Genomic DNA, 21,104 nt, shown 5'->3' with positions numbered 1-21,104 from the left:
CCATTGTCGACGCCAGTCACGGCTCCCGCTGACGGCCGGCGGGTTAGGAAGGGCCCCTTTTACTACACGAGGCGTTAACAAGGGGCCCTTCCTTTCACCTCAGGGGAGGGTCCAGCGTTGGGCGCCGGTGCCGTTGCAGTCGTGGATCTGTAGCTGCCGGCCGTCGGTGGTCACCGAGCCGGGGATGTCCAGGCAGCGGCCGGACTGCGGGTTGCGCAGGCTCCCGTCGGCCTGGACCGCCCACTGCTGGGCGCCGGTGCCGTTGCAGTCGTAGAGCTGCACGAGGGTCCCGTTGGCGGTGCCGCTGCTCTTCACGTCGAGGCACTTGCCCAGGCCCCGGATCGTGCCGTCGCCGGGAAGCGTCCAGCGCTGCGCCGCGGTCCCGTTACAGGTCCAGATCTGCACCTTCGTGCCGTTGGTGGTCTGGCTGGAGGCGATGTCGACGCACTTGCCGAGGCCCTTGATCTCCCCGGTGCGGGTTCCGCCGGTACCCACGCCGGGACCGGTGAACGTGTAGCTGTCCACGTCGAGCAGCGCACCGCTGCCGCCGGTGAAGACCAGGTAGAGGTCGTGGGTGCCGTCGTCGGGCTTCGTCACCGGCGCGGTGACCTCGGTGTAGGAGTCCCACCCGCCGGTGTTCCGCACGGTCAGCCGGGCGACCTCCGGGCCGGTCGGCGAGTCGTACCGGAAGGAGACCGTGCCGCCGGCACCCCCGGAGGACACCCGGGCCCTGACCCCGGTGATGCCCTTGAGGCTCACCGCGTGGTGGCGGACGTTCTCCCCGTTCTGGATGTCACCGAGCCGCTTGCCGCCCTGCGCGGCCGACTGGTCGATCACCTTCGGCCCGTTCAGCGCCACGTGGTGCTCGGCCTGCCACTGCTTGGGGTAGAGGACGATCTCCTTCTCCCCGGTCAGGGCCACCGATCCGGTCGCGCCCTTGTCGGTGTAGCTGCCGCGCAGCACGAAGAAGAGCACCGAGTCCGGGCCGGCGTGCACCGGGCCGGTGTTGAAGGTGGCCCCGCAGCCGGTTCCCTGGCCCTCCTCGTGGGCGTGTTCCTGGTGCCCGAGCGCCGCCCGGACCACCACGGCGGAGCAGGCCGGCGTGCCGTCCTGCGGATCGCTGGCCGAGGCGGAGACGGTCAGGTCCTGGCCCCAGTCGAAGAGGCCGCCCGCCGGCAGTCCGCTCAGGGTCACCGTCGGCCGGTTGTTGCCGACCACGACCGGCACCGTGGTGGTGCCGCTGCGTCCGGTGCCGTCGCGGACCGTCAGCCGCGCGGTGAAGCTGCCGTTGGCGGTGTACGTGAACGTCGGGTTGGCCGCCGTCGAGTCGACGCTGCCGTTGTCGGTGAAGTCCCAGGCGTACGAGAGCGGGTCGCCGTCGGGGTCGGAACTGCCGGCGCTGGAGAAGGTGACCGCCAGTGGCGCGAGGCCGTTGTCCCTGTTCACCGACGCCCGGGCCACCGGCGACCGGCCGCCCTGCACGTAATTGATCTTGTAGAGCCCGGCGTCGGCGGCGCCGGAGAAGTAGCCGCTGCCGTACTCCAGCAGGTAGAGCGAGCCGTCCGGGCCGAACTGCCAGTCGATCGGGTGGACGAACGTCATGCCGGCGAGCACCGGCTCGATCACGGTCGGCGTCCCGGTGGCGGGGTTGCCGTTGTCGAACTGGACCTCCTTGATCCAGTTGCGGCAGTACTCGGAGATCAGCCACTTGTTGTCGTAGTACGCCGGCCACTTCACGTCGGAGACCAGGTTCGGGTCGTAGTGATAGACCTCGACGTGGTTGGGCGAACCGCAGCCGCCCGGGTTGTCCAGGGCCGGCCAGTCCTCGCTGCCGCCGTGCTGCTCCCACACCAGTGCGGGCTTCGTCGGCGGGAGCTGGTTGAGGCCGGTGTTGCGCGGCGAGTCGTTGACCGGGCCGGTCGACCCGCCGCAGGGGAACCAGCCGCGCGGCGAGTTCGTCGCGAAGTTCCAGTCGTTGTAGGCCACGTTCGGTCCGCCGCAGTACGGCCAGCCGTAGTTGCCGGGGCCGGTGGCCCGGTTGAACTCGTCGTACGCCGCCGGGCCCCGGTTGGCGACGTCCGCGCCCGCGTCCGGCCCGACCTCGCCCCAGTAGAGGGTGTTGCCGGCCGTGCGGTCGACCCAGATCCGGTACGGGTTGCGGACCCCCATCACATAGATCTCCGGGCGGGTCTTCGCGGTCCCGACGGGGAAGAGGTTGCCCGCCGGGATGGTGTAGCTGCCGTCGTCCTGCGGGCGGATCCGGTTGATCTTGCCGCGCAGGTCGTTGGTGTTGCCGGAGGTGCGCTGCGCGTCGTACTGCGGATTGCGGCTGGTCCGCTCGTCGATCGGCGCCATGCCGGCGGAGTCGCCGCCGGAGTTGGTGTTGTCGCCGACGGCGAAGTAGAGGTTGCCGGCGGAGTCCCAGCTCATCGAGCCGGCGGAGTGGCAGCACAGGTCGCGCTCGGTGGGCCACTCGACGAGCACGTCCTCGCTGGCCGGGTCGAGGGTCAGCGCCGACGGGCTGAACGTGAACCGGGAGATCCGGTTGACCAGCGGCGTGACCTTGGGCGAGTAGAACAGGTACACCCAGCGGTTGGTGGCGAAGCCCGGGTGCAGGGTGATGCCGATCAGCCCGTCCTCGTAGCGCGCGTCCAGCGCGAGGGTGAGCGCCACGGTGGTGCTCTTCGTCGCCGGGTTGTAGAGGCGGACCTGGCCGCCTCCGTTGGTGGTGCCCCGGTTGATGTAGAAGACCTTGCCGTCGGGCGCGACGGCAAGCTCGATCGGCTCACCCATGGAGAGCCCGCCGTCGAGGGCGACCTTTTCGAAGCCGCTGGTGGCCGGGGGTGCCAGGGCCGCGGTCACGGTGGCCGGCGCGGCGGCACGGGCGGGCGCGGCGGCGACCGCAGGCTGGTCGTGACCGGGGTGGACGTGCCCGGGATGCGCGGCGGCCGGTGGTGCGCCGACCGGGGCGAGGGCGGTGAGCAGGGCGGCGGCGACGACCAGGAGTCGGCGCGGGACTGTGGACACGAGACCTCCAGGGTGGGGATCTCGGTGCCGCTCCCGCCGACTGGAGGAGCACCGGGGTGGTGTGCCCAGACATTAACGTCTTTCACTCGGCCACAACAGAAGTTCGGCATCATCAATCGAAAGTTGTCCACGTGTCGGCGAAAGACGCGCGATTTGCCGGTACGTGCGGACGAGGTCTTCACACGGCCGCAACCGGCACGTAGTTTGACCGTCGTATGGGAGCGCTTCCAGCGGCGCTCCTCGATGACTCGGGAGTGACTGACATGAGACGCAGACCGGCACTCGCCGCGACGGCCGCGGCGGCGGCGGTCGCCGCCGCCACCGCCCTCGCCCTGGTCCACGCGCCGGCGGCGGTCGCCGCCGACTCGGCCTTCTACGTCGATCCGGCCACCGCGGGCGCCGTCTGGGTCGGCGCGAACCCCGGCGACCCCCGCGCCGCCGTCATCCGGGACCGGATCGCCAGCGTGCCGCAGGCCCGCTGGTACACCCGCACCAACACCTCGACGGTACGCGGCGAGGTGGACGCCTTCGTCGGCGCCGCCGCGGCGGCCGGCAAGATTCCGATCATGGTGGTCTACAACATCCCCAACCGGGACTGCAGCGGCGCCAGCAGCGGCGGCGCACCGGACCACGCCAGCTACCGGCAGTGGGTCGACCAGGTGGCGGCCGGCCTGGCCGGACGACCGGCGACCATCGTGTTGGAGCCGGACGTGCTGCCGCTGATGACCAGCTGCCAGAACGCCGCCCAGCAGGCCGAGACGCGGGCGTCCATGGCGTACGCCGGCAAGAAGCTCAAGGCCGGCTCGGCCCAGGCGAAGGTCTACTTCGACGCCGGCCACTCGGCGTGGCTCTCCCCCGCCGAGGCGGCCTCCCGGCTGCTCGCGGCGGACATCGCCAACAGCGCCGACGGCATCTCGCTGAACGTCTCCAACTACCGGCGCACCGCCGACGAGGTGACGTACGCCAAGGCGATCATCGCGGCCACCGGCGTGTCCCGGCTCAAGGCGGTCATCGACACCAGCCGCAACGGCAACGGGCCGGCGGGCTCGGAGTGGTGCGACCCGGCCGGTCGGGCCATCGGCACGCCCAGCACCACCGCGACCGGCGACGCCGCGATCGACGCGTTCCTCTGGGTGAAGCTGCCCGGCGAGGCCGACGGCTGCATCGCCGGGGCCGGTCAGTTCGTGCCGCAGCGGGCGTACGACCTGGCCGTCGCGGCCGGCCCGGTACCCACCACCGCCGCGCCGACCACCGCGCCGCCCACCACCGCACCCCCCACCACCGCACCGCCCACCACCGCGCCGCCGACCACTCCCCCGCCGGCTGGCGGCTGCGCGGTCACGTACACCCCGAACTCCTGGACCGGTGGCTTCACCGCGGAGCTGCGGGTGACCAACAACGGCGCCGCGCTCAACGGGTGGACGCTGAGCTTCGCCCCCGGCGCCGGGGTCCGGCTGACCAACGGCTGGAACGGCGAGTGGAGCCAGTCCGGCGACCGGATCACCGTCCGCAACGCCGCCTGGAACGGTGGCCTGCCGGCCGGAGGCACGACCAGCATCGGCTTCCAGGGCACGTTCACCGGTAGCACGCTGCCCGCGCCGAGCGGGTTCACGCTCAACGGCACCGCCTGCGCCTAGCCGTCCCGCGGTCCGCACCCGCGGTCGGCACCCGGAGAGATCTCGGACAGTTACCGTTCAGCGCGAACGGTAACTGTCCGAGATCGGCACGTGACGGGCGGCGGTCAGGCACCCTGGCCCTGGTTCTGCATCAGGCCGCCGTCCATGAAGTACGTCGACCCGGTCACGTAGTCGGCGTCGTCGCTGGCCAGGAAGACGGCCAGCTTGGCGATCTCGCCCGGCTCCGCGGCCCGTTTCCACGGGATGCTCTGCACCTGCTCCTGGAGGTACTTCGGGTCGTCGATCGCCTCCTGGTTGAACGGGGTCAGCACCATGCCGGGGCCGATGTTGTTGACGTTCATCCGCATCGGGGCGACCTCCAGCGCGAGGCTCTTGGCCAGCTCCAACATGGCGCCCTTGCTGGAGTCGTAGTCCGCGCCGCCGGCCCGGGCCACCTCCTGGTGGATCGAGGTGATGTTGATGATCTTCCCGTGGCCGCCCTGGTCGCGGCGGTGCCGCACGAAGCGCCGGGAGCAGAAGAACATCCCGTACAGGTTGGTGCGGATGCACCGGTCCCAGGTCTCGGTGTCCAGGTCGGCCACCGGGACGCCGGAGGCGTCCACCCCGGCGTCGTTCATCAGGATGTCCAGCTGACCGAACTCCACCAGGGCCTCGTCGAACATGGCCTCGACCTGGTGCTCGACGCTGATGTCGCCCTGCACCACCACGGCCCGCCGGCCGGTCCGCTCGATCTCCGCGCGGGTGTGGTTGGCCCCCGCGTGGTCGTGCAGGTAGTGCACCACGACGTCGGCGCCCTCCCGGCCGAACTCGATGGCGGTGGCCTGCCCGATGCCCGAGTCCGAGCCGGTGATCAGGGCGGTCTTCCCGGTGAGGCGACCGGTCATGGTCGTGCTCCTTCCGTCCGTCCCGTACCGGTCGGCACGGGTCGACGCGGTTGGTCCGCGCCGTCGCGGCGTCGCTGGACGGCCTCGGTGAGCCGGCCGGCGGCGTTGATCAGGCCGATGTGCGAGAAGGCCTGCGGGAAGTTGCCGAGCTGCTCCCCGGTGAACTGATCGATCTGCTCGGCGTACAGGCCCAGGTCGTTGGTGCGGGCGACGAGCGAGGCGAACAGGTCGCTCGCGCGGTCCGTCTCGCCGGCCATGGCCAGGCAGCTGACCAGCCAGAACGAGCAGATGACGAAGCCCGCGGGATCGTCCTCCCAGCGACGCAGCAGGCCGTCGTGGGAGAGCCGGCGCTGCACCACGTCCATCGTGGCGAGCATCCGCTCGTCGTCGGCGGGCAGGAACCCGACCAGCGGCATGAGCAGCACCGAGGCATCCAGCTCATCGGAGTCGAAGGCGCCGGTGAACGCGCCCAGCCGCTCGTTCCAGCCCCGGGTGAGCACCGCCTCGCGGACGGTGTCGCGGGCCGCCGCCCACCGGGCGACCTCGGCGGCGTCACCGAGCCGGGGGCCGAAGCGGACCGCCCGGTCCAGCGCCGTCCAGCACTGCACCTTGGACGAGACGTAGTGCCGTTCGGCGTCCCGCGACTCCCAGATGCCGGCGTCGGGTCGGGGCCAGTCCACGGTCGCCCGGTGGGCGAAGGCGCGCAGCAGGTGGCGTACCTCGGGCGGTATCGGGTCCAGGTAGTGCCGCATCAGCCAGGCCGCGTCGAGGACCTCGCCCGGCACGTCGATCTGCCGCTGCTTCCAGGCGTCGTTGCCGACCAGGACCGGCCGACTGCCGGCGTACCCGGGAAGGTGGTCCAGGCGGTGCTCGGTGAGGTCCCGTTCACCCTGCACGCCGTACATGATCGGGACGGGCGCGTCACCGATCCGGCCCATCGCCCGGGCCACCCAGGCGAACTGCCGGTCCGCCTCGTCCGGGCAGGCGGCCTCCCAGAGCGCCCGCAGGGTCAGGCTGAAGTCCCGCAGCCACACGAACCGGTAGTCGTAGTTGCGCTCGCCCCCCAGTTGCTCCGGCAGCGACGTGGTCGCCGCCGCGACGATCGCGCCGCTGGGCTGGTAGGTCATCCCCTGCACCACCATCGCGCTGTGCCGCACCTGGTCGGCGAACAACCCCTGGTACTGGTCGCGGTGCAGGTCGGCCCAGGAACGCCAGCCGGCGACCGCGTCGGCGACCACCTCGTCGGCGTCGGGCAGGCGCGGCGGCGGCGAGTCGTACGTCGGCGCGTACCCGACGGTGAAGCGGTAGGTCTCCCCGGCGCGTACCGTGAACGTGCCGGTCGCGGCGCCGTCGTCGCAGGTCAGCGGCACATCACCGCGCAGGCTGAGGCGGCAGCGCCCGGCGGTCGCGTCGATCACCCCACCGGTCTCCACCAGGTACGCGGTGACCTGGCCGTACTCGAAGCGCGGCCGGTAGTCCAGGCGCACCGGCACCGCGCCGGAGAGTCCCTGGACCACCCGGCCCAGCACCCGGGGTGAGCGCAGCCCGATGTCGTGGCCCCGGGCCCCGGGCTCCAGCGCGAGGGCGTCGGTCACCGCCACCTCTCCCGCGGCGGTGGTGAAGACGGTACGCAGCACGAGCGTGCCGTCCAGGTAGGACCGCTGCGAGGTGAAGTCGCCGTCCGGCCGGATCGACCAGTGCCCCGCCTCCTCGCCGAGCAGCCGGCCGAACACCGACGGCGCGTCGAAACGGTCCGGACACCACCAGTTGACCGATCCCGCCCGGTCCACCAGAACAGCGCTGATGCCGTCGGCCAGGAAGCCGTGCTCGCTGATCCGTCCGCTGTCCACCCGCCTGCCTACCCGGGCTGCGGGGCCGGCATGCCGCCGATGCCCGTCGGACCCGGCGTTACCGCACGACGGGCGGGGGAACACCGCCGGTTGACGAAGGAGGATGCTCATGACCACACCGTCGAGTCCCACCTCGGCATGGCGGCCCGGGATGCCGGGCGGCGACACCCTCCCGTCCGGTCCCGCGGGGCAGACCGCCGCACCCAGCGGCGACGGTCACGGCCCACCGGCCGGGCCAGCCACCGTGACGATCGGGTCGTATCCGGACTACCCGTCCGCCCAACGGGTGGTCGACCATCTGGCCGACAACCGGTTCCCGGTGGAACACACCGCCATCGTCGGCACGAACCTCACCCTGGTGGAGACGGTCCTCGGCCGGATGAGCACCGGTCGCGCGGCGGTCGTCGGGGCCGGCAGCGGCGCCTGGTTCGGTCTGTTCATCGGGTTGCTGTTCGGCATCTTCACCGTGGGCAACTGGCTCGCGGTGATCCTGGTCGGCCTGGTCGTCGGCGCCATCTGGGGCGCGGTGTTCGGGGCGGTCGCGCACGCCATGACCGGTGGGCGGCGGGACTTCACCTCGGCCAGTTCGTTGCGGGCCGGCCAGTACGCGGTCACCGTGGACGCCCAGTTCGCCGACCAGGCCCGGCAGGTGCTGGGCCGGTTGGACCTGGCCGCCGGCGAGCCGTCGGCGCGCTGACCGTCGTGCCCCACGGCCGTCCCGGCGTCACGCCGGGGCGGTCGTCACGCGTGGTACGCCCGCTCGCCCACGCGCAGGGCCACGTCCACCCGGTTCTCCGGCGGGGCCAGCGGGCAGGCCCACCGGTCGTCGTACGCGCAGGACGGGTTGTAGAGGTAGTTGGCGTCCAGCCGGACCCGGTCGCCGGCCAGCAGGGTCAGCCCTCGGCCGAAGGTGCCCTTGACCGTGTCGGTCAGGTACCGACCGCCCCCGTAGCTGCCGTCGCCGCAGGTGGCGTCGCGCACCGGCAGGAACAGGCCACCCCCGTACGCCTCGATCCACCAGAGGGTGAGCGGACCCCACGGCGTCCGGGCGACCGCGACCCGGCGGTAGCGGATCACCCCGTCCGGACCGCCGGTGTCGATGCTCTCGGTGCCCGACGCGGGGCGCAGCGGCGCCTCGACCACGGCCGCCGGGTCCGGCGGGTAGTACGGCAGGCCGGCGAAGCCGGCTCGCGCGGCGGCCGGCAGCGGGCTCTGCGGGTGGGCCCGGAACAGCTCGTCACGCGCCGCCCGGAAGCCGGTCAGGTCGGCGTCGGACAGGTACAGCCGGGCGACCCGCTCCCGCCAGTCCAGCAGTTCGAGATCGTCCACCTGCCGACCCTAGCCGGGGATCAGCGGTCGGTGGCCAGCCGTGCGTGCAGGTGCTCGTCGTAGCGCCGGCCGTCGCCGTAGCGGTGCGACTCGCGCAGCGTCCCCTCCAGCGGGTAGCCGGCCCGCCCCGCCACCACGCAGGACGCCGCGTTGGGCACCGCGTGGCACAGCTCGATCCGGTGCAGGTCCAGTCCGTCGAACGCCCAGCCGGTCAGGGCGGACACCGCGCCGGTCGCCACCCCCCGCCCCCGGGCCCCGGCGGTGGTCCAGTAGCCGATGGACGCGTCGCCCCGGCGGATCCCGTTGAGCGACACCGCGCCGAGCAGCGTGCCGTCGGCCGCGTCGGTCACCGCGAGCGACATCCGGGTGCCGCAGCTCCAGTCGGCGCGCTGCCGGATCCAGGCCTCGGCCCCGGCCAGGTCGGTGACGTTCTGCGCGTTCCACTGGGCGATGGCCGGCTCGTCCAGCGCGGTCAGCAGGGCCGGGGCGTCCGTCACCCGCCAGGGACGGAGCAGCAGGCCGGGGGCGGTCAGTTCGACGTGGTCCACGGGCCGCAGTCTGGCACGGCACGGCCGTCGGCCGCGCACCGTTTTGCCCTCGACCCCGGTTTACTTCAAAAGCCAAAGACATCACCGGTACGCGGGCAGAGCGTCGACGATCCCCAGCTCAACAGGTCTTGTTAAATTTTGAAATACTGCTACTCTTGGCCCATGACCGAGAGCCTGGAGCCGGACCGGCTGGCCGCCTGGCGGGCCTACATCGAGGCCAGCCAGCGGCTGTTCACCCAACTGGAGGAGGACCTGCGCGCCGCGAGCGACCTGAGCTTCGCCGACTACCACGTGCTGGTGCTGCTCTCCGAGGCGCCGGGCCAGCGCCTGCGGATGGGTGAGCTGGCCGGCCGCCTGGTGTTCTCACCGAGCCGCCTGACCTACCAGATCTCGTCGATGCAGAAGCGCGGGCTGGTCGCCAAGGAGTCCTGTCCGGCCGACCGCCGGGGCAGCGAGGCGGTGCTCACCGCCGCCGGGCTGCTCGCCCTCCGCGAGGCCGCGCCGCCCCACCTCTCCTCGGTGCGCACCCACCTGATGGACGGCCTCGACGACGCCGAGGTCGCCTGCCTGCACCGGATCTTCGAGCGGCTCGGCCGGCGCCTGCGCGCCGAGCCGGACCCCTCGACCCTCACCAGCGACACCCAAGGAGCCTGAGATGCCCGCGATCACCGTCGACGACGTCCTCGTCCTGCCCCGCCTGCCCCGCCTCGACGAGTCCACCTCCTTCCGACCGGTCCGCCGGCTGACCACCGCCCCCAGCGGCTACGAGGGCGAGGGTTTCCCGGTGCGGCGCGCCTTCGCCGGGGTGCCGACGAGCGAGCTGGACCCGTTCATCCACCTGGACCAGATGGGTGAGGTGGACTACGCCCCGGGTGAGCCGAAGGGCACCCCGTGGCACCCGCACCGCGGCTTCGAGACCGTGACCTACATCATCGACGGCGTCTTCGACCACCAGGACACCCACGGCGGCGGTGGCACCATCACCGACGGCGACACGCAGTGGATGACCGCCGGCAGCGGCCTGCTGCACATCGAGGCGCCGCCGGAGCACCTGGTGCTCAGCGGTGGGCTGTTCCACGGCACCCAGCTGTGGGTCAACCTGCCCCGGGTCGCCAAGATGATCCCGCCGAAATACCAGGACATCCGTGGCCGGGAGACGGCGCTGCTCACCACGCCGGACGGCGGCGCACTGGTCCGCGTCATCGCCGGCGAGGTCGCCGGGCACCGCGGGCCGGGGTCGACCCACACCCCGATCACCATCACGCACGTCACCGTGCAGCCCGGTGCGCAGGTCGACCTGCCGTGGAACCCGGACTTCAACGCCCTGGTCTACGTCCTGGGCGGTCGGGGCACGGTCGGCACCGACCGCCGGCCGGTGCACACCGGCCAGCTCGCGGTGCACGGCCCGGGCGACGCGCTGCGGTTCGACGCGGACACCCGGCAGGACGCCAACACCCCGGCGCTCGACCTCTACATCATGGGCGGCCAGCCCATCCGGGAGCCGGTGGCGCACTACGGGCCGTTCGTGATGAACACCCGGGCCGAGCTGATCAAGGCCGTCGAGGACTTCCAGGCCGGCCGGCTCGGCGTCATCCCGGCCGAGCGGATCCCGCACACCGACGGGCCGACCCCCCGGTCCTGACCCGGCACCGGCCCGGCACCGGGCGCCCCGCGTCGCGCGGGGCGCCCGGTGTCCGTCGGGCGTTCGGTGTCCGTCGGGCGTTCGGTGTCCGTCGGGCGTTCGGAGAGGGTGGCCTCAGGAGACGGCGAAGATGCCGGCGACGCCGAGGACCACCATCACCAACACGGCCACCAGCGCACCCCGCTCCCCCTCCACCGCCTGCTCGCGGTACTCGGTCACGGAGTTCGTCGTCTCGCCGGGCATGGTGCGGCCTCCTTGCGTTTACGCTTCGTGAGCAGTGGGGTATCGCCAGGGACGGCTGGTCAGGTCACCACGGTGGTGCCGGGCTGCGCGCGGCCCCCGGGCGAGGGGTTCGCGAGGACGGATGTCGACCTCGGGAGGGCTGGACCGTTGGCGTTGCAGGAGTGGTTCCTCTCCGCGGACGAACGCGCCAACCCACGGTCCGGGTTACCCGTCTGGACCCGGGGAAACCTCGCCGAGCCGTTGATTCACGGTGCCGCGTACTTCGACCGGCTGGTCGACGAGGTGGAGGCGCTGGAGGCGGGTGACCACCTCTTCTTCACCGACTGGCGGGGCGACCCGGACCAGCGGTTGCGCCCGGACGGGCCCACGGTGGCCCAGCTCTTCGCCCGCGCCGCCCAGCGCGGCGTGGTGGTCAAGGGGCTGGTGTGGCGGTCGCACCTGGACGTGCTGGCCTACAGCGAGCAGGAGAACCGGAACCTCAGCGAGACGATCTCCGCGGCCGGCGGCGAGGTGCTGCTCGACCAGCGGGTCCGCCGGGGTGGCTCGCACCACCAGAAGCTGGTCGTGCTGCGGCACCCGCGCGCCCCCGAGCGGGACGTCGCCTTCGCCGGCGGGATCGACCTGTGCCACAGCCGCCGTGACGACGCCGCGCACGCCGGCGATCCCCAGGCGGTCCAGATGTCGCCCCGCTACGGCGACCGGCCGCCCTGGCACGACGTGCAGCTCATGGTGCGCGGGCCGGCCGTCGGCGCCCTGGACACCAGTTTCCGGGAACGCTGGACCGACCCGATGCCGCTGGACTCGGAGAACCCGCTGGCGTACCTGCGGGACCGTCTGCGCGGCGCGGACCTGCGCCCGGACCCGCTGCCCGACCAGCCACCCCCGCCGCCGCCGTGCGGTCCGCACCACATCCAGGTGCTGCGCACCTACCCGGCGGTCCGCCCGCGCTACTCCTTCGCCCCGGACGGGGAGCGCACCGTTGCCCGGGGCTACACCAAGGCGGTCCGCCGGGCCCGGCGGCTGATCTACCTGGAGGACCAGTACCTCTGGTCGACCGAGGTCGCCGACCTCTTCGCCCAGGCCCTGCGGGACAACCCGGAGCTGCACCTGATCGCGGTGGTGCCCCGTTACCCGGACGTGGACGGCCGGTTCGCGCTGCCGCCGAACACCGTCGGTCGGGAGCAGGCGCTGTCGCTGTGCGAGAAGGCCGCACCGGACCGGGTGCACGTCTTCGACGTCGAGAACCACGCGGGCCGGCCGGTGTACGTGCACGCCAAGGTCTGCGTGGTCGACGACGTCTGGGCCAGCGTGGGCAGCGACAACTTCAACCGCCGGTCGTGGACCCACGACAGCGAGCTGTCCTGCGCCGTGCTCGACGAGACCCGCGACGAACGCTCACCACTCGATCCCGCCGGGCAGGGCGACGGCGCCCGGGTCTTCGCCCGGGACCTGCGCCTGCGCCTGTTGCGCGAGCACCTGGACCGCGACCCGGCCGGCGGCGAGGACGCCGACCTGCTCGACCCGGCCACCGCGGTCGCGACGGCGGTGGCCGCGGCCGACGAGCTGCAACGGTGGTACGACGCCGGGCAGGTCGGTCCGCGCCCACCGGGCCGGCTCCGGCCGCACCGGGCGCAGCGGCTGCCCTGGTACACCCGGGCGTGGGCGCTGCCGGCGTACCGGCTGGTCTACGACCCGGACGGCAGACCGCTGCGGGCCCGGCGCGACGGCACCTGGTGAGCCGCTCCCGCCCGGGGCGGGACCGGCACCGGGCTGGGCCGCCGGTGCACCTCCAGGCCGCCCGGGTAGGCGAACGAGGCACGCGGGGAGTAGAAGCCGAAGGGGATGGTCAGCGGGTTCTCCGGCCGTAGCGCGTAGGTCGGGTGCGTCGGGTCGAGGAACTCCACCGACTCGATCACGAAGGGGTCCACCGGCTCGGCGACGAACGGGTAGACGGCGTTGACCAGGTCGTCGCCGCGGGCGGTGAAGTAGCGGTGGTGACCGCTGTTGATGGTCCCGCCGGTCTCACCGATCTGGCAGCGGGCCCGGATCAGCGGGACGCCGCCTGCCTCGGTCTGCGCGACCAGGAAACCCCGGTGCGCCTCGATCGTCGTACGCCCCAGCACCGCCGGGGCGCCGCGGGCCGCCGCGTAGGCCCGGACCCGCTCGCTGGAGGTCACGTAAAGCGTCCACCAGCCACCCGGATCGCCGCCGGGCGCGTCCACCCCGCTCAGCGACACCCCCAGATAGGTCAGCGAGTACGCGCCGAAGCCCGAGGTCTGCGAGTCGTCGTCGACCACGTACTGGTTGAGGAAGACCTGGCGGTCGGTGCGGGGGGCCAGGCCCACCGGCACCAGCTCCGCGACCGCGTCCGGGACCGCCGGCAGCCAACTGAAGTAGAGCGTGCGACTGTTCACGACGAGCTGCGGCAGTGCGGGGTCGAGCACGGGGCCTCCGAGTGAGTGGTCACCGTGACGCTACGGTCGGTCCGGTCCACGGGACAACGACGGAAAGTCGACAGAAGAGGCCCGTTGTCCCAGCCTGGAAGGCCGAGCGGACAGCCGTCGCGGGCCGATCGAGGCGGCCGGTCGTCGGTCGGGTCGGCGTCGCGGGGACATCCCGGTGGTGCGGAAACCCGTTAGGGCCGTCACAATCACGACGACGTTTGCCCGTTTCATGTTTTTCATGCCTTAAAATTCCTTAAGTACATCGTCCTTTCGGCTAGATTTTGGCAAGACGATCAGGCTAAGGTGACTCCCGAACGGACATCTGAAGCTAAACCAAAGCGTCACGTCTTTTTTCCGCGGACGAGGTGCAGGGAGGACCACCCATGACCGCGCCAACGATCAGCGAGCAGGCGACCAAGGCTGCGCAGAGCACCACCGAGAAGCTCGACCCGCGGGCGCTCACCGACAGCGCCGCCGATCTGCTGAACGCGATGGCCGCACTGCCGGCCAACCACCCGTCCCGGGCCGCGCTGCGCGACCGGGCGATCGAGGCCTGGCTGCCGCTGGCCAACCACCTCGCCCACCGCTACAGCGGGCGCGGCGAGCCCACCGACGACCTGGCGCAGACCGCCGCCGTCGGCCTCATCAAGGCCATCGACAAGTTCGACCCGTCCCGCGGCGTCGACTTCGCCGGCTACGCGATCCCGACGATCATCGGCGAACTCAAGCGCCACTTCCGGGACCGCACCTGGGACATCCGGGTGCCCCGCCGGCTCCAGGAGCTGCGCCTGGCGATCTCCGACGCCAACAGCTCGCTGCTCCAGACGCTGGGCCGGTCCCCCACGGTCGCCGACATCGCCGCCCACCTCAAGCTGACCGAGGAAGAGGTCCTGGAGGGCCTGGAGGGTGCCCGCGCCTACAACGCGGTGTCGCTCTCCACCCCCACCGGCGACGGCGACCGGGCCACCGAGCTGGGCGACATGCTCGGCGGCGAGGACGGCGAGTTCGAGCTGGCCGAGCTGCGGGTCGCCCTCGGCCCCGCGCTGGCCACCCTCGACGAGCGTGAGCAGAAGATCCTCACCCTCCGCTTCTACGGCAACCTGACCCAGTCGCAGATCGCCGAGCAGATCGGCGTCTCGCAGATGCACGTCTCCCGGCTGCTGGCCCGGGCGCTGACCAAGCTGCGTGGGCAGCTCGACGGCACGTACTGATCCCCCGCGACGAACGACGGCCGGGTCCCGACGGGACCCGGCCGTCGCCGTTCCACACCCGGGCCGGGGCGGTGCGAGACTGGGCCGTGCTCTCCGACGTCACTCTCGACCTGCCCGTCCGCCCCGCGCTGCCGGCGCTGGTGGCGGCGCTGCGGACGGCGGGCGCGGGGGTTCTGGTGGCGCCGCCGGGCACCGGCAAGACCACGCTCGCCCCGCTGGCGGTGGCCGACGAGGTGACCGGCCGGGTGCTGGTCGCGCAGCCACGCCGGATCGCGGCCCGGGCCGCCGCGCACCGGATGGCCGCGCTGCTGGGCGAGCGGGTGGGGGAACGCGTCGGGTACGCCGTCCGCGGCGAACGACGGGTCGGCCCGCGCACCCGGATCGAGGTGGTCACCACCGGTCTGCTGGTACGCCGGCTGCACCACGACCCGGAGCTGGGCGACGTCGGCGCGGTACTGCTGGACGAGTGTCACGAACGCCACCTCGACGCCGATCTCGCGCTCGCCTTCGCGGTGGAGGCCAGGTCGGCGCTGCGCCCCGACCTGTGGCTGCTGGCGATGTCCGCCACGCCGCAGGCGGACCGGTTCGCGGCCCTGCTCGGCGGGGACGGACCACCCGCGCCGGTGGTCCGGGCGTCCTCCGCGCTGCACCCGGTGACCCGGGTGTGGGCCCCGCCGCCCCGGCCGGTCGCCGCCCCGGCGGGCGGCCCGGTCGACGCCGGACTGCTCCGGCACGTCGCGGACACCGTCCGCCGGGCGCTGCGCGAGTGCGACGGCGACGTCCTGGTCTTCCTACCCGGCGCCCGGGAGATCGCCGTGGTCGCCGCCCGGCTGGCCGACCTGCGCGCCGAGGTGGCGGTCCTGCCGCTGCACGGACGGCAGCGGGGTGCCGAGCAGGACGCGGTGCTGCGCCCGGCCGACCGGCGCCGGGTCGTCCTGGCGACCGCGGTGGCGGAGAGCAGCCTGACGGTGCCGGGCGTACGGGTGGTGGTGGACGCCGGGCTCTCCCGGGTGCCCCGGGTGGACCTGGCCCGCGGGTTGGGCGCGCTGGTGACCGTGCCGGTGTCCCGCGCGGCGGCCACCCAGCGGGCCGGGCGGGCCGGTCGGGAGGCGCCCGGGTCGGTCTACCGGTGCTGGACCCCCGCCGTCCACGAGCGGCTGCCCGCCCAACCGGAGCCGGAGATCGCCACCGCCGACCTGACCGGTTTCGCGCTCGACCTGGCCGCCTGGGGGGCACCGGACGGCACCGGGCTCGCGCTGCCCGACCCGCCTCCGGCGGCGTCGATGACGGTGGCCCGGGAGACGCTGCGCGCGATCGGCGCGGTGGACGTCGACGGCCGGATCACCGACCGGGGCCGGGCGGTGGCCGCCGCCGGGGCCCATCCGCGGCTGGCCCGCGCCCTGCTCGACGGCGCCGACCGGATCGGTGCGGACCGGGCCGCCGAGGTGGTCGCGCTGCTGGCCGAGGACGGCGTCACCGGCCCGGGCGACGACCTCGCCGCCGCCTGGCGCCGCCTCCGCGCGGGCACCGACGCCGCGGCCACGGCCCGGTGGCGAGCGGAGGTACGCCGGCTGCGCGCCGCCATGCCCCGGGACCGCCCGCCACCCACCGGCGCCACGGGTGGCGGCACACCTGCTGACGGCGGCCGGAGCGGCGGAGGACCGGCCGGGAGCCCAGGGCGGTTGACCGACGAGTTGGCCGCCGGGCTGCTGGTCGGTCTGGCGTACCCGGAGCGGCTGGCCCGGGTGCGCCGGTCCGGCGGTTCGGCGTACCTGATGAGTGGTGGGACCGCCGCGGAGCTGGCGCCGGGGTCCGGGCTGGCGGGCGCCGACTGGCTGGCCGTCGCGGTGGCCGACCGCACGCCCGGTGCGCCGGCCGCCCGGATCCGGCTGGCCGCGCCGGTCGACGAGGCGACCGCGCGGGAGGCGGGCGCGTCACTGCTGCGGGAGGTACGCGAGGTGACCTGGTCCGGCGCCGACGTGGTGGCCCGGGAGGTGGTGCTGCTCGGGGCGGTCGGCCTGGTCGAGCGTCCGCTGCGACCGGCTCCGGGCGAGGTGGCGGCGGCGCTGCTGGAGGGGCTGCGGCGTACCGGCCCGGGGTTGCTGACCTGGACCCCGGCGGCGCGCGGGCTGCGCGAGCGGTTGGCGTTCTGCCGGCGGGCGCTGGGCGACGGGTGGCCGGACGTGGACGACGCGGCGCTGGTCGACGCGGCACCGGTCTGGTTGGGCCCGGAGCTGGCGACCGCCCGGCGCCGGGCCGACCTGGCCCGGGTGGACGTGGCCGCGGCGCTGCGCCGGCTGCTGCCGTGGCCGGCGGCGGCCCGCCTGGACGAACTGGCGCCGGAGCGGATCACCGTGCCCAGCGGCTCACGGGTACGCCTGGACTACGCGGACCCGGCGGCGCCGGTGCTGGCGGTGAAGCTCCAGGAGACGTTCGGCTGGCGCGACGCGCCCCGGATCGCCGACGGCCGGGTGCCGGTGCTGCTGCACCTGCTCTCCCCCGCCGGCCGTCCGGTCGCGGTGACCGCCGACCTGGCGTCGTTCTGGCAGGGCGGGTACCGGCAGGTCCGCGCCGAGCTGCGGGGACGCTACCCGCGCCACCCGTGGCCGGAGGACCCGACCGACGCGGTGCCGACCCGGCACACCACCGCGCGGCGGCGCTGAGGACGTCGGGTCACTCCTGCACCACGTCGGCGACGGCGACGGTGATGTTGTCCGGACCGCCGGCGCGCAGCGCCAGGTCGATGAGCCGCCGGACGCACTCGCCGGCGTCCGGGTGCTCGGCGAGCACCTCGGTGAGCGTGTCCGGGCGGACGACGTTGGACAGCCCGTCGCTGCACAGCAGCCAGCGGTCGCCGGCCCGGGGGACCATGGTGGCGTAGGTGGGGTCGACCTTCTCGCCCTGCAACGCCTGGGTGACCACGGCCCGCCGGGGGTGGCTGCTGGCCTGGTCCGGGGTGATCACGCCCTGGTCGACGAGCATCTGCACGAAGGTGTCGTCCCGGGTCACCTGCTTGAGCACGCCACCGCGGAAGAGGTAGGCGCGGGAGTCGCCGACGTGGGCCAGGGCCAGGCAGCTGCCGGTGCGGGCGAAGAGCAGGGCGGTCAGCGTGGTGCCCATGCCCTGCCGCTCCGGATCCTCCGCGACCGCCTGCCGGATCCGGGCGGTGGCCTGGTGGATGGCGCCTTGCAACGCGGCGACGAGGGCGTCCTCCGGGGTCTCCACGTCCAGCGGACCGACCGCCTCGATCGCGATGGCGCTGGCCAGGTCGCCGGCCGCCATCCCACCCATGCCGTCGGCGACGGCCACGAGCCAGGTGCCGGCGTGCAGGGCGTCCTGGTTGCCACTGCGGATCAGCCCACGGTCGCTCGCTCCCACGGAACGCAGCTTCAGGGTCATGGGAGGCAGCCTGCCAGGCGAAGGTTCACTTGTCTCTAGGAGATCACGACCGAGCGGGTCCGGCGCGGCGAATCTCACTGTGCACCGCTCGGCGATTCATCAGGCGTGGTCGATTGACAGAGGTACCGGAGCACTGGAAACATCGGGACGACGATTGGGAGCGCTCCCACTTTTCGTCCCCCACCAGCTGCCTCACCCCGCCCGTCCCCGGAAGGAAGACCCGTGACGTCATCCCGACGCCGCCTCGCGGTGTTCGCCGCGGCGGCCGCCGTCGCCCTGACCGGCGCCAGCGCCGGCACCGCGTACGCCGAGCCGCCCCCCGACGCCCCCGAGCAGATCGACAACGGCGACTTCAGCGAAGGGGTCGCCCCCTGGTTCTCGTACGGCACCGGCCCGCTCGCCGTCACCGACGGCCGGCTCTGCGCGACCGTCCCCGCCGGCCTGGCCAACCCGTGGGACGCCGGCATCGGCCAGGACGGCGTGCCGCTGGTCGCCGGCGCCGAGTACACGCTCGGCTTCGACGTCTCCGCCACCCCCGGCACCGCCGTCAAGGCCGTCCTGCAACTGGGCAGCGCCCCCTACACCTCCTACGCCACCGTGGACGCGGCCGCCACCGGCACCGCCCAGCGGGTCGAGCAGACCTTCACCGTGCCGGACGACAACCCGAGCGCCCAGCTGATCTTCCAGGTCGGCGGGAGCGCCGACGAGCAGACCGTGTGCCTGGACGACGTGTCGCTGCGCGGCGGCGACCCGCCGGAGCCGTACGTCCCGGACACCGGCCCCCGGGTCCGGGTCAACCAGGTCGGCTACCTGCCCGGCGGACCGAAGAACGCCACCGTCGTCACCGAGGCGACCGAGGCGCTGCCGTGGCAGCTACGCTCCGCCGACGGCGACGTGGTGGCCAGCGGCACCAGCACACCGCGCGGCGAGGACCCCGCCTCCGGGCAGAACGTCCACTCGATCGACTTCTCGTCGTACCGCACCCCGGCCGCCGGGCTGACCCTGGTCGCCGACGGCGAGACCAGCCACCCGTTCGACGTCTCCGGCACCCTCTACGAGCAGTTGCGCTCCGACGCGGTGCAGTTCTTCTACGCCCAGCGCAGCGGCATCGCCATCGACGGCGACCTGATCGGCGAGGAGTACGCCCGCCCGGCCGGCCACCTCGGCGTGGCCCCCAACCAGGGTGACACCGAGGTGCCCTGCCAGCCCGGCGTCTGCGACTACTCGCTGGACGTGCGCGGCGGCTGGTACGACGCCGGTGACCACGGCAAGTACGTCGTCAACGGCGGCATCGCCACCTACCAGCTGCTGAGCACCTTCGAGCGGACCAAGACCGCGGCCACCGCGGACGGCGGCGCGGCGCTGGGCGACAGCACCCTGCGGGTGCCCGAGCGCGGCAACGGCACCCCGGACATCCTCGACGAGGCCCGCTGGGAGCTGGAGTTCCTGCTGCGCATGCAGGTGCCGGCCGGCGAGCCCCTCGCCGGGATGGCCCACCACAAGATCCACGACCGGCAGTGGACCGGGCTGCCGCTGCAACCCCAGGACGACCCGCAGCCGCGCGAGCTGCACCCGCCGTCCACCGCCGCGACGCTGAACCTGGCCGCCGTGGCCGCCCAGTGCGCGCGGCTGTTCGCCCCGTACGACACCGCCTTCGCCACCCGCTGCGGCACCGCGGCGAAGACGGCGTACGCGGCGGCCAAGGCCAACCCGGAGCGGTACGCCAGCCCGGCCGACAGCACCGGCGGCGGCGCGTACGACGACACGAACGTCACCGACGAGTTCTACTGGGCGGCGGTCGAGCTGTACCTGACCACCGGCGCGGCGACCTACCTGACCGACCTGTCCGCGTCGCCGCACCACACCGGGGACGTGTTCGACCCGCGCGGCTTCGGCTGGCAGGGCGTCGCGGCGCTGGGCCGCCTCGACCTGGCCACCGTGCCGAACGGGCTGCCCGCCGCCGAGCTGACCCGGGTGCGCGCCTCGGTGACCACGGCCGCCGACGACTACCTGGCCGAGCTGGCCGGGCAGGCGTACGGGCTGCCGATGCCCGGTGACGCCGGCAGCTACTTCTGGGGCGGCAACAGCAACGTGATCAACAACGCGGTCGTGCTGGCCACCGCGTTCGACCTGACCGGCGACGCGCGGTACCGGGACGGCGCGGTGCAGGCGATGGACTACATCCTCGGCCGCAACGCGCTGAACATCTCGTACGTCACCGGGTGGGGCGAGCACGCGGCGGAGAACCAGCACAGCCGGATCTTCGCCAACCAGCTCGACCCGAACCTGCCCAAGCCGCCCGCCGGCTCGCTGGCCGGTGGCCCGAACGCCGCCCTCCAGGACCCGTTCGCCCAGCAGCTGCTGGCCGGCTGCGAACCGATGTTCTGCTACGTCGACGACATCAACTCGTACGCCACCAACGAGGTCGCGATCAACTGGAACTCGGCGCTGACCTGGATCGCCTCGTTCCTGGCCGACCAGGGCGACGCGGGCGCGGTGCCGGCCCCGACGTGCAAGGTGACCTACACCAACCACGGCAGCTGGCCGGGCGGCTTCACCACCGGCGTCACCGTCCGCAACACCGGCACCACCGCGGTCGACGGCTGGACCCTGCGGTTCGCCTTCACCGGCGACCAGAAGGTCACCAACGCCTGGTCGGCGACGGCGACCCAGTCCGGCGCGACGGTGTCGGTGAAGAACCTCCCGTGGAACGCGAAGATCAAGCCGGGCGGCTCGGTGTCGTTCGGCTTCAACGGCACCACGGCCGGCGGCGCCAACCCGGCACCCGGCCTGGTCACGCTCAACGGCGGGGCCTGCACGTCCTCGTGATCACGCTCGAACAGTGAAGTAGTGGCCTCGCGCGCCCCGCGAGGCCACTACTTCCACGATC

16 protein-coding genes are annotated in these 21,104 nt (G+C 73.3%); 8 read left to right on the top strand and 8 right to left on the bottom strand.

What is annotated here, in order from left to right; translation table 11 throughout:
• Nucleotides 1-99: 99 nt before the first annotated feature.
• Nucleotides 100-3,027, bottom strand: coding sequence for a ricin-type beta-trefoil lectin domain protein (locus tag D7223_RS28900; RefSeq protein ID WP_120732192.1), 2,928 nt, complete (start codon nucleotides 3,025-3,027; stop codon nucleotides 100-102).
• 263 nt (nucleotides 3,028-3,290) lie between these two features.
• Between D7223_RS28900 and D7223_RS28895 the strand changes: the two genes are divergently transcribed.
• Nucleotides 3,291-4,664: a glycoside hydrolase family 6 protein gene (locus D7223_RS28895; RefSeq protein ID WP_120732190.1), complete on the top strand. Its 1,374-nt coding sequence runs from the start codon at nucleotides 3,291-3,293 to the stop codon at nucleotides 4,662-4,664.
• 104 nt (nucleotides 4,665-4,768) lie between these two features.
• Here D7223_RS28895 and D7223_RS28890 read toward each other — a convergent pair whose 3' ends face one another.
• Together D7223_RS28890 and D7223_RS28885 are read right to left on the bottom strand one after the other, a co-directional pair.
• Nucleotides 4,769-5,548: a glucose 1-dehydrogenase gene (locus tag D7223_RS28890; protein WP_120732188.1), complete on the bottom strand. Its 780-nt coding sequence runs from the start codon at nucleotides 5,546-5,548 to the stop codon at nucleotides 4,769-4,771.
• Complete coding sequence (locus D7223_RS28885) at nucleotides 5,545-7,398, bottom strand: glycoside hydrolase family 15 protein (RefSeq protein WP_120732186.1); 1,854 nt, start codon at nucleotides 7,396-7,398, stop codon at nucleotides 5,545-5,547. Before D7223_RS28885 ends, D7223_RS28890 begins: the two co-directional genes overlap by 4 nt.
• A gap of 109 nt (nucleotides 7,399-7,507) precedes the next feature.
• Between D7223_RS28885 and D7223_RS28880 the strand changes: the two genes are divergently transcribed.
• Nucleotides 7,508-8,095, top strand: a complete 588-nt coding sequence (locus D7223_RS28880; protein ID WP_120732184.1) for a YflT domain-containing protein — start codon at nucleotides 7,508-7,510, stop codon at nucleotides 8,093-8,095.
• Between the two features lie 44 nt (nucleotides 8,096-8,139).
• Here the strand turns inward: D7223_RS28880 and D7223_RS28875 are convergent, their stop codons facing one another.
• Both D7223_RS28875 and D7223_RS28870 read right to left on the bottom strand, forming a co-directional pair.
• Nucleotides 8,140-8,727 (bottom strand): DUF1684 domain-containing protein, encoded by a 588-nt coding sequence (locus tag D7223_RS28875; protein ID WP_120732182.1) that lies wholly within the window; start codon nucleotides 8,725-8,727, stop codon nucleotides 8,140-8,142.
• A 20-nt stretch (nucleotides 8,728-8,747) separates the two neighbouring features.
• The gene (locus D7223_RS28870) at nucleotides 8,748-9,275 is read right to left on the bottom strand and encodes a GNAT family N-acetyltransferase (RefSeq protein WP_120732180.1); all 528 of its coding nucleotides are present in this window, start codon (nucleotides 9,273-9,275) and stop codon (nucleotides 8,748-8,750) included.
• Nucleotides 9,276-9,437: 162 nt separating this feature from the next.
• Between D7223_RS28870 and D7223_RS28865 the strand changes: the two genes are divergently transcribed.
• Nucleotides 9,438-9,929 carry a MarR family winged helix-turn-helix transcriptional regulator gene (locus tag D7223_RS28865; RefSeq protein WP_120732178.1) on the top strand — a complete coding sequence of 164 codons (492 nt, stop codon included), beginning with the start codon at nucleotides 9,438-9,440 and terminating at the stop codon, nucleotides 9,927-9,929.
• A gap of 1 nt (nucleotide 9,930) precedes the next feature.
• Nucleotides 9,931-10,917 (top strand): pirin family protein, encoded by a 987-nt coding sequence (locus D7223_RS28860; protein ID WP_120732176.1) that lies wholly within the window; start codon nucleotides 9,931-9,933, stop codon nucleotides 10,915-10,917.
• A gap of 114 nt (nucleotides 10,918-11,031) precedes the next feature.
• Here the strand turns inward: D7223_RS28860 and D7223_RS34045 are convergent, their stop codons facing one another.
• The gene (locus D7223_RS34045; RefSeq protein WP_272948774.1) at nucleotides 11,032-11,160 is read right to left on the bottom strand and encodes a hypothetical protein; all 129 of its coding nucleotides are present in this window, start codon (nucleotides 11,158-11,160) and stop codon (nucleotides 11,032-11,034) included.
• A gap of 147 nt (nucleotides 11,161-11,307) precedes the next feature.
• Here D7223_RS34045 and D7223_RS28855 point away from each other — a divergent pair, with 147 nt between their 5' ends.
• Complete coding sequence (locus D7223_RS28855) at nucleotides 11,308-12,897, top strand: phospholipase D family protein (RefSeq protein ID WP_120732174.1); 1,590 nt, start codon at nucleotides 11,308-11,310, stop codon at nucleotides 12,895-12,897.
• Here D7223_RS28855 and D7223_RS28850 read toward each other — a convergent pair.
• A complete protein-coding gene (locus tag D7223_RS28850) occupies nucleotides 12,846-13,604 on the bottom strand; it encodes a hypothetical protein (RefSeq protein ID WP_120732171.1) in 759 nt (252 codons plus the stop codon). The genes D7223_RS28855 and D7223_RS28850 overlap by 52 nt on opposite strands.
• A gap of 383 nt (nucleotides 13,605-13,987) precedes the next feature.
• On the opposite strand from D7223_RS28850, the gene D7223_RS28845 reads away from it, so the two are divergent.
• Complete coding sequence (locus tag D7223_RS28845; protein WP_120732169.1) at nucleotides 13,988-14,815, top strand: SigB/SigF/SigG family RNA polymerase sigma factor; 828 nt, start codon at nucleotides 13,988-13,990, stop codon at nucleotides 14,813-14,815.
• 86 nt (nucleotides 14,816-14,901) lie between these two features.
• On the top strand, nucleotides 14,902-17,478 hold the full coding sequence (gene hrpB / locus D7223_RS28840; RefSeq protein ID WP_120732167.1) for an ATP-dependent helicase HrpB: 2,577 nt from the start codon (nucleotides 14,902-14,904) through the stop codon (nucleotides 17,476-17,478).
• Nucleotides 17,479-17,488: 10 nt separating this feature from the next.
• On the opposite strand, the gene D7223_RS28835 is transcribed toward hrpB, so the two are convergent.
• Nucleotides 17,489-18,214 carry a PP2C family protein-serine/threonine phosphatase gene (locus D7223_RS28835; protein ID WP_120732164.1) on the bottom strand — a complete coding sequence of 242 codons (726 nt, stop codon included), beginning with the start codon at nucleotides 18,212-18,214 and terminating at the stop codon, nucleotides 17,489-17,491.
• A gap of 222 nt (nucleotides 18,215-18,436) precedes the next feature.
• Here D7223_RS28835 and D7223_RS28830 point away from each other — a divergent pair, with 222 nt between their 5' ends.
• Nucleotides 18,437-21,043: a glycoside hydrolase family 9 protein gene (locus tag D7223_RS28830; protein WP_120732162.1), complete on the top strand. Its 2,607-nt coding sequence runs from the start codon at nucleotides 18,437-18,439 to the stop codon at nucleotides 21,041-21,043.
• Nucleotides 21,044-21,104: the final 61 nt, after the last annotated feature.

It is taken from the genome of Micromonospora endolithica, assembly GCF_003626595.1.
GTDB lineage: Bacteria > Actinomycetota > Actinomycetes > Mycobacteriales > Micromonosporaceae > Micromonospora > Micromonospora endolithica.
Note: the sequence above shows the minus strand (reverse complement) of the source record. Positions and strands in the feature narration are given on the sequence as shown.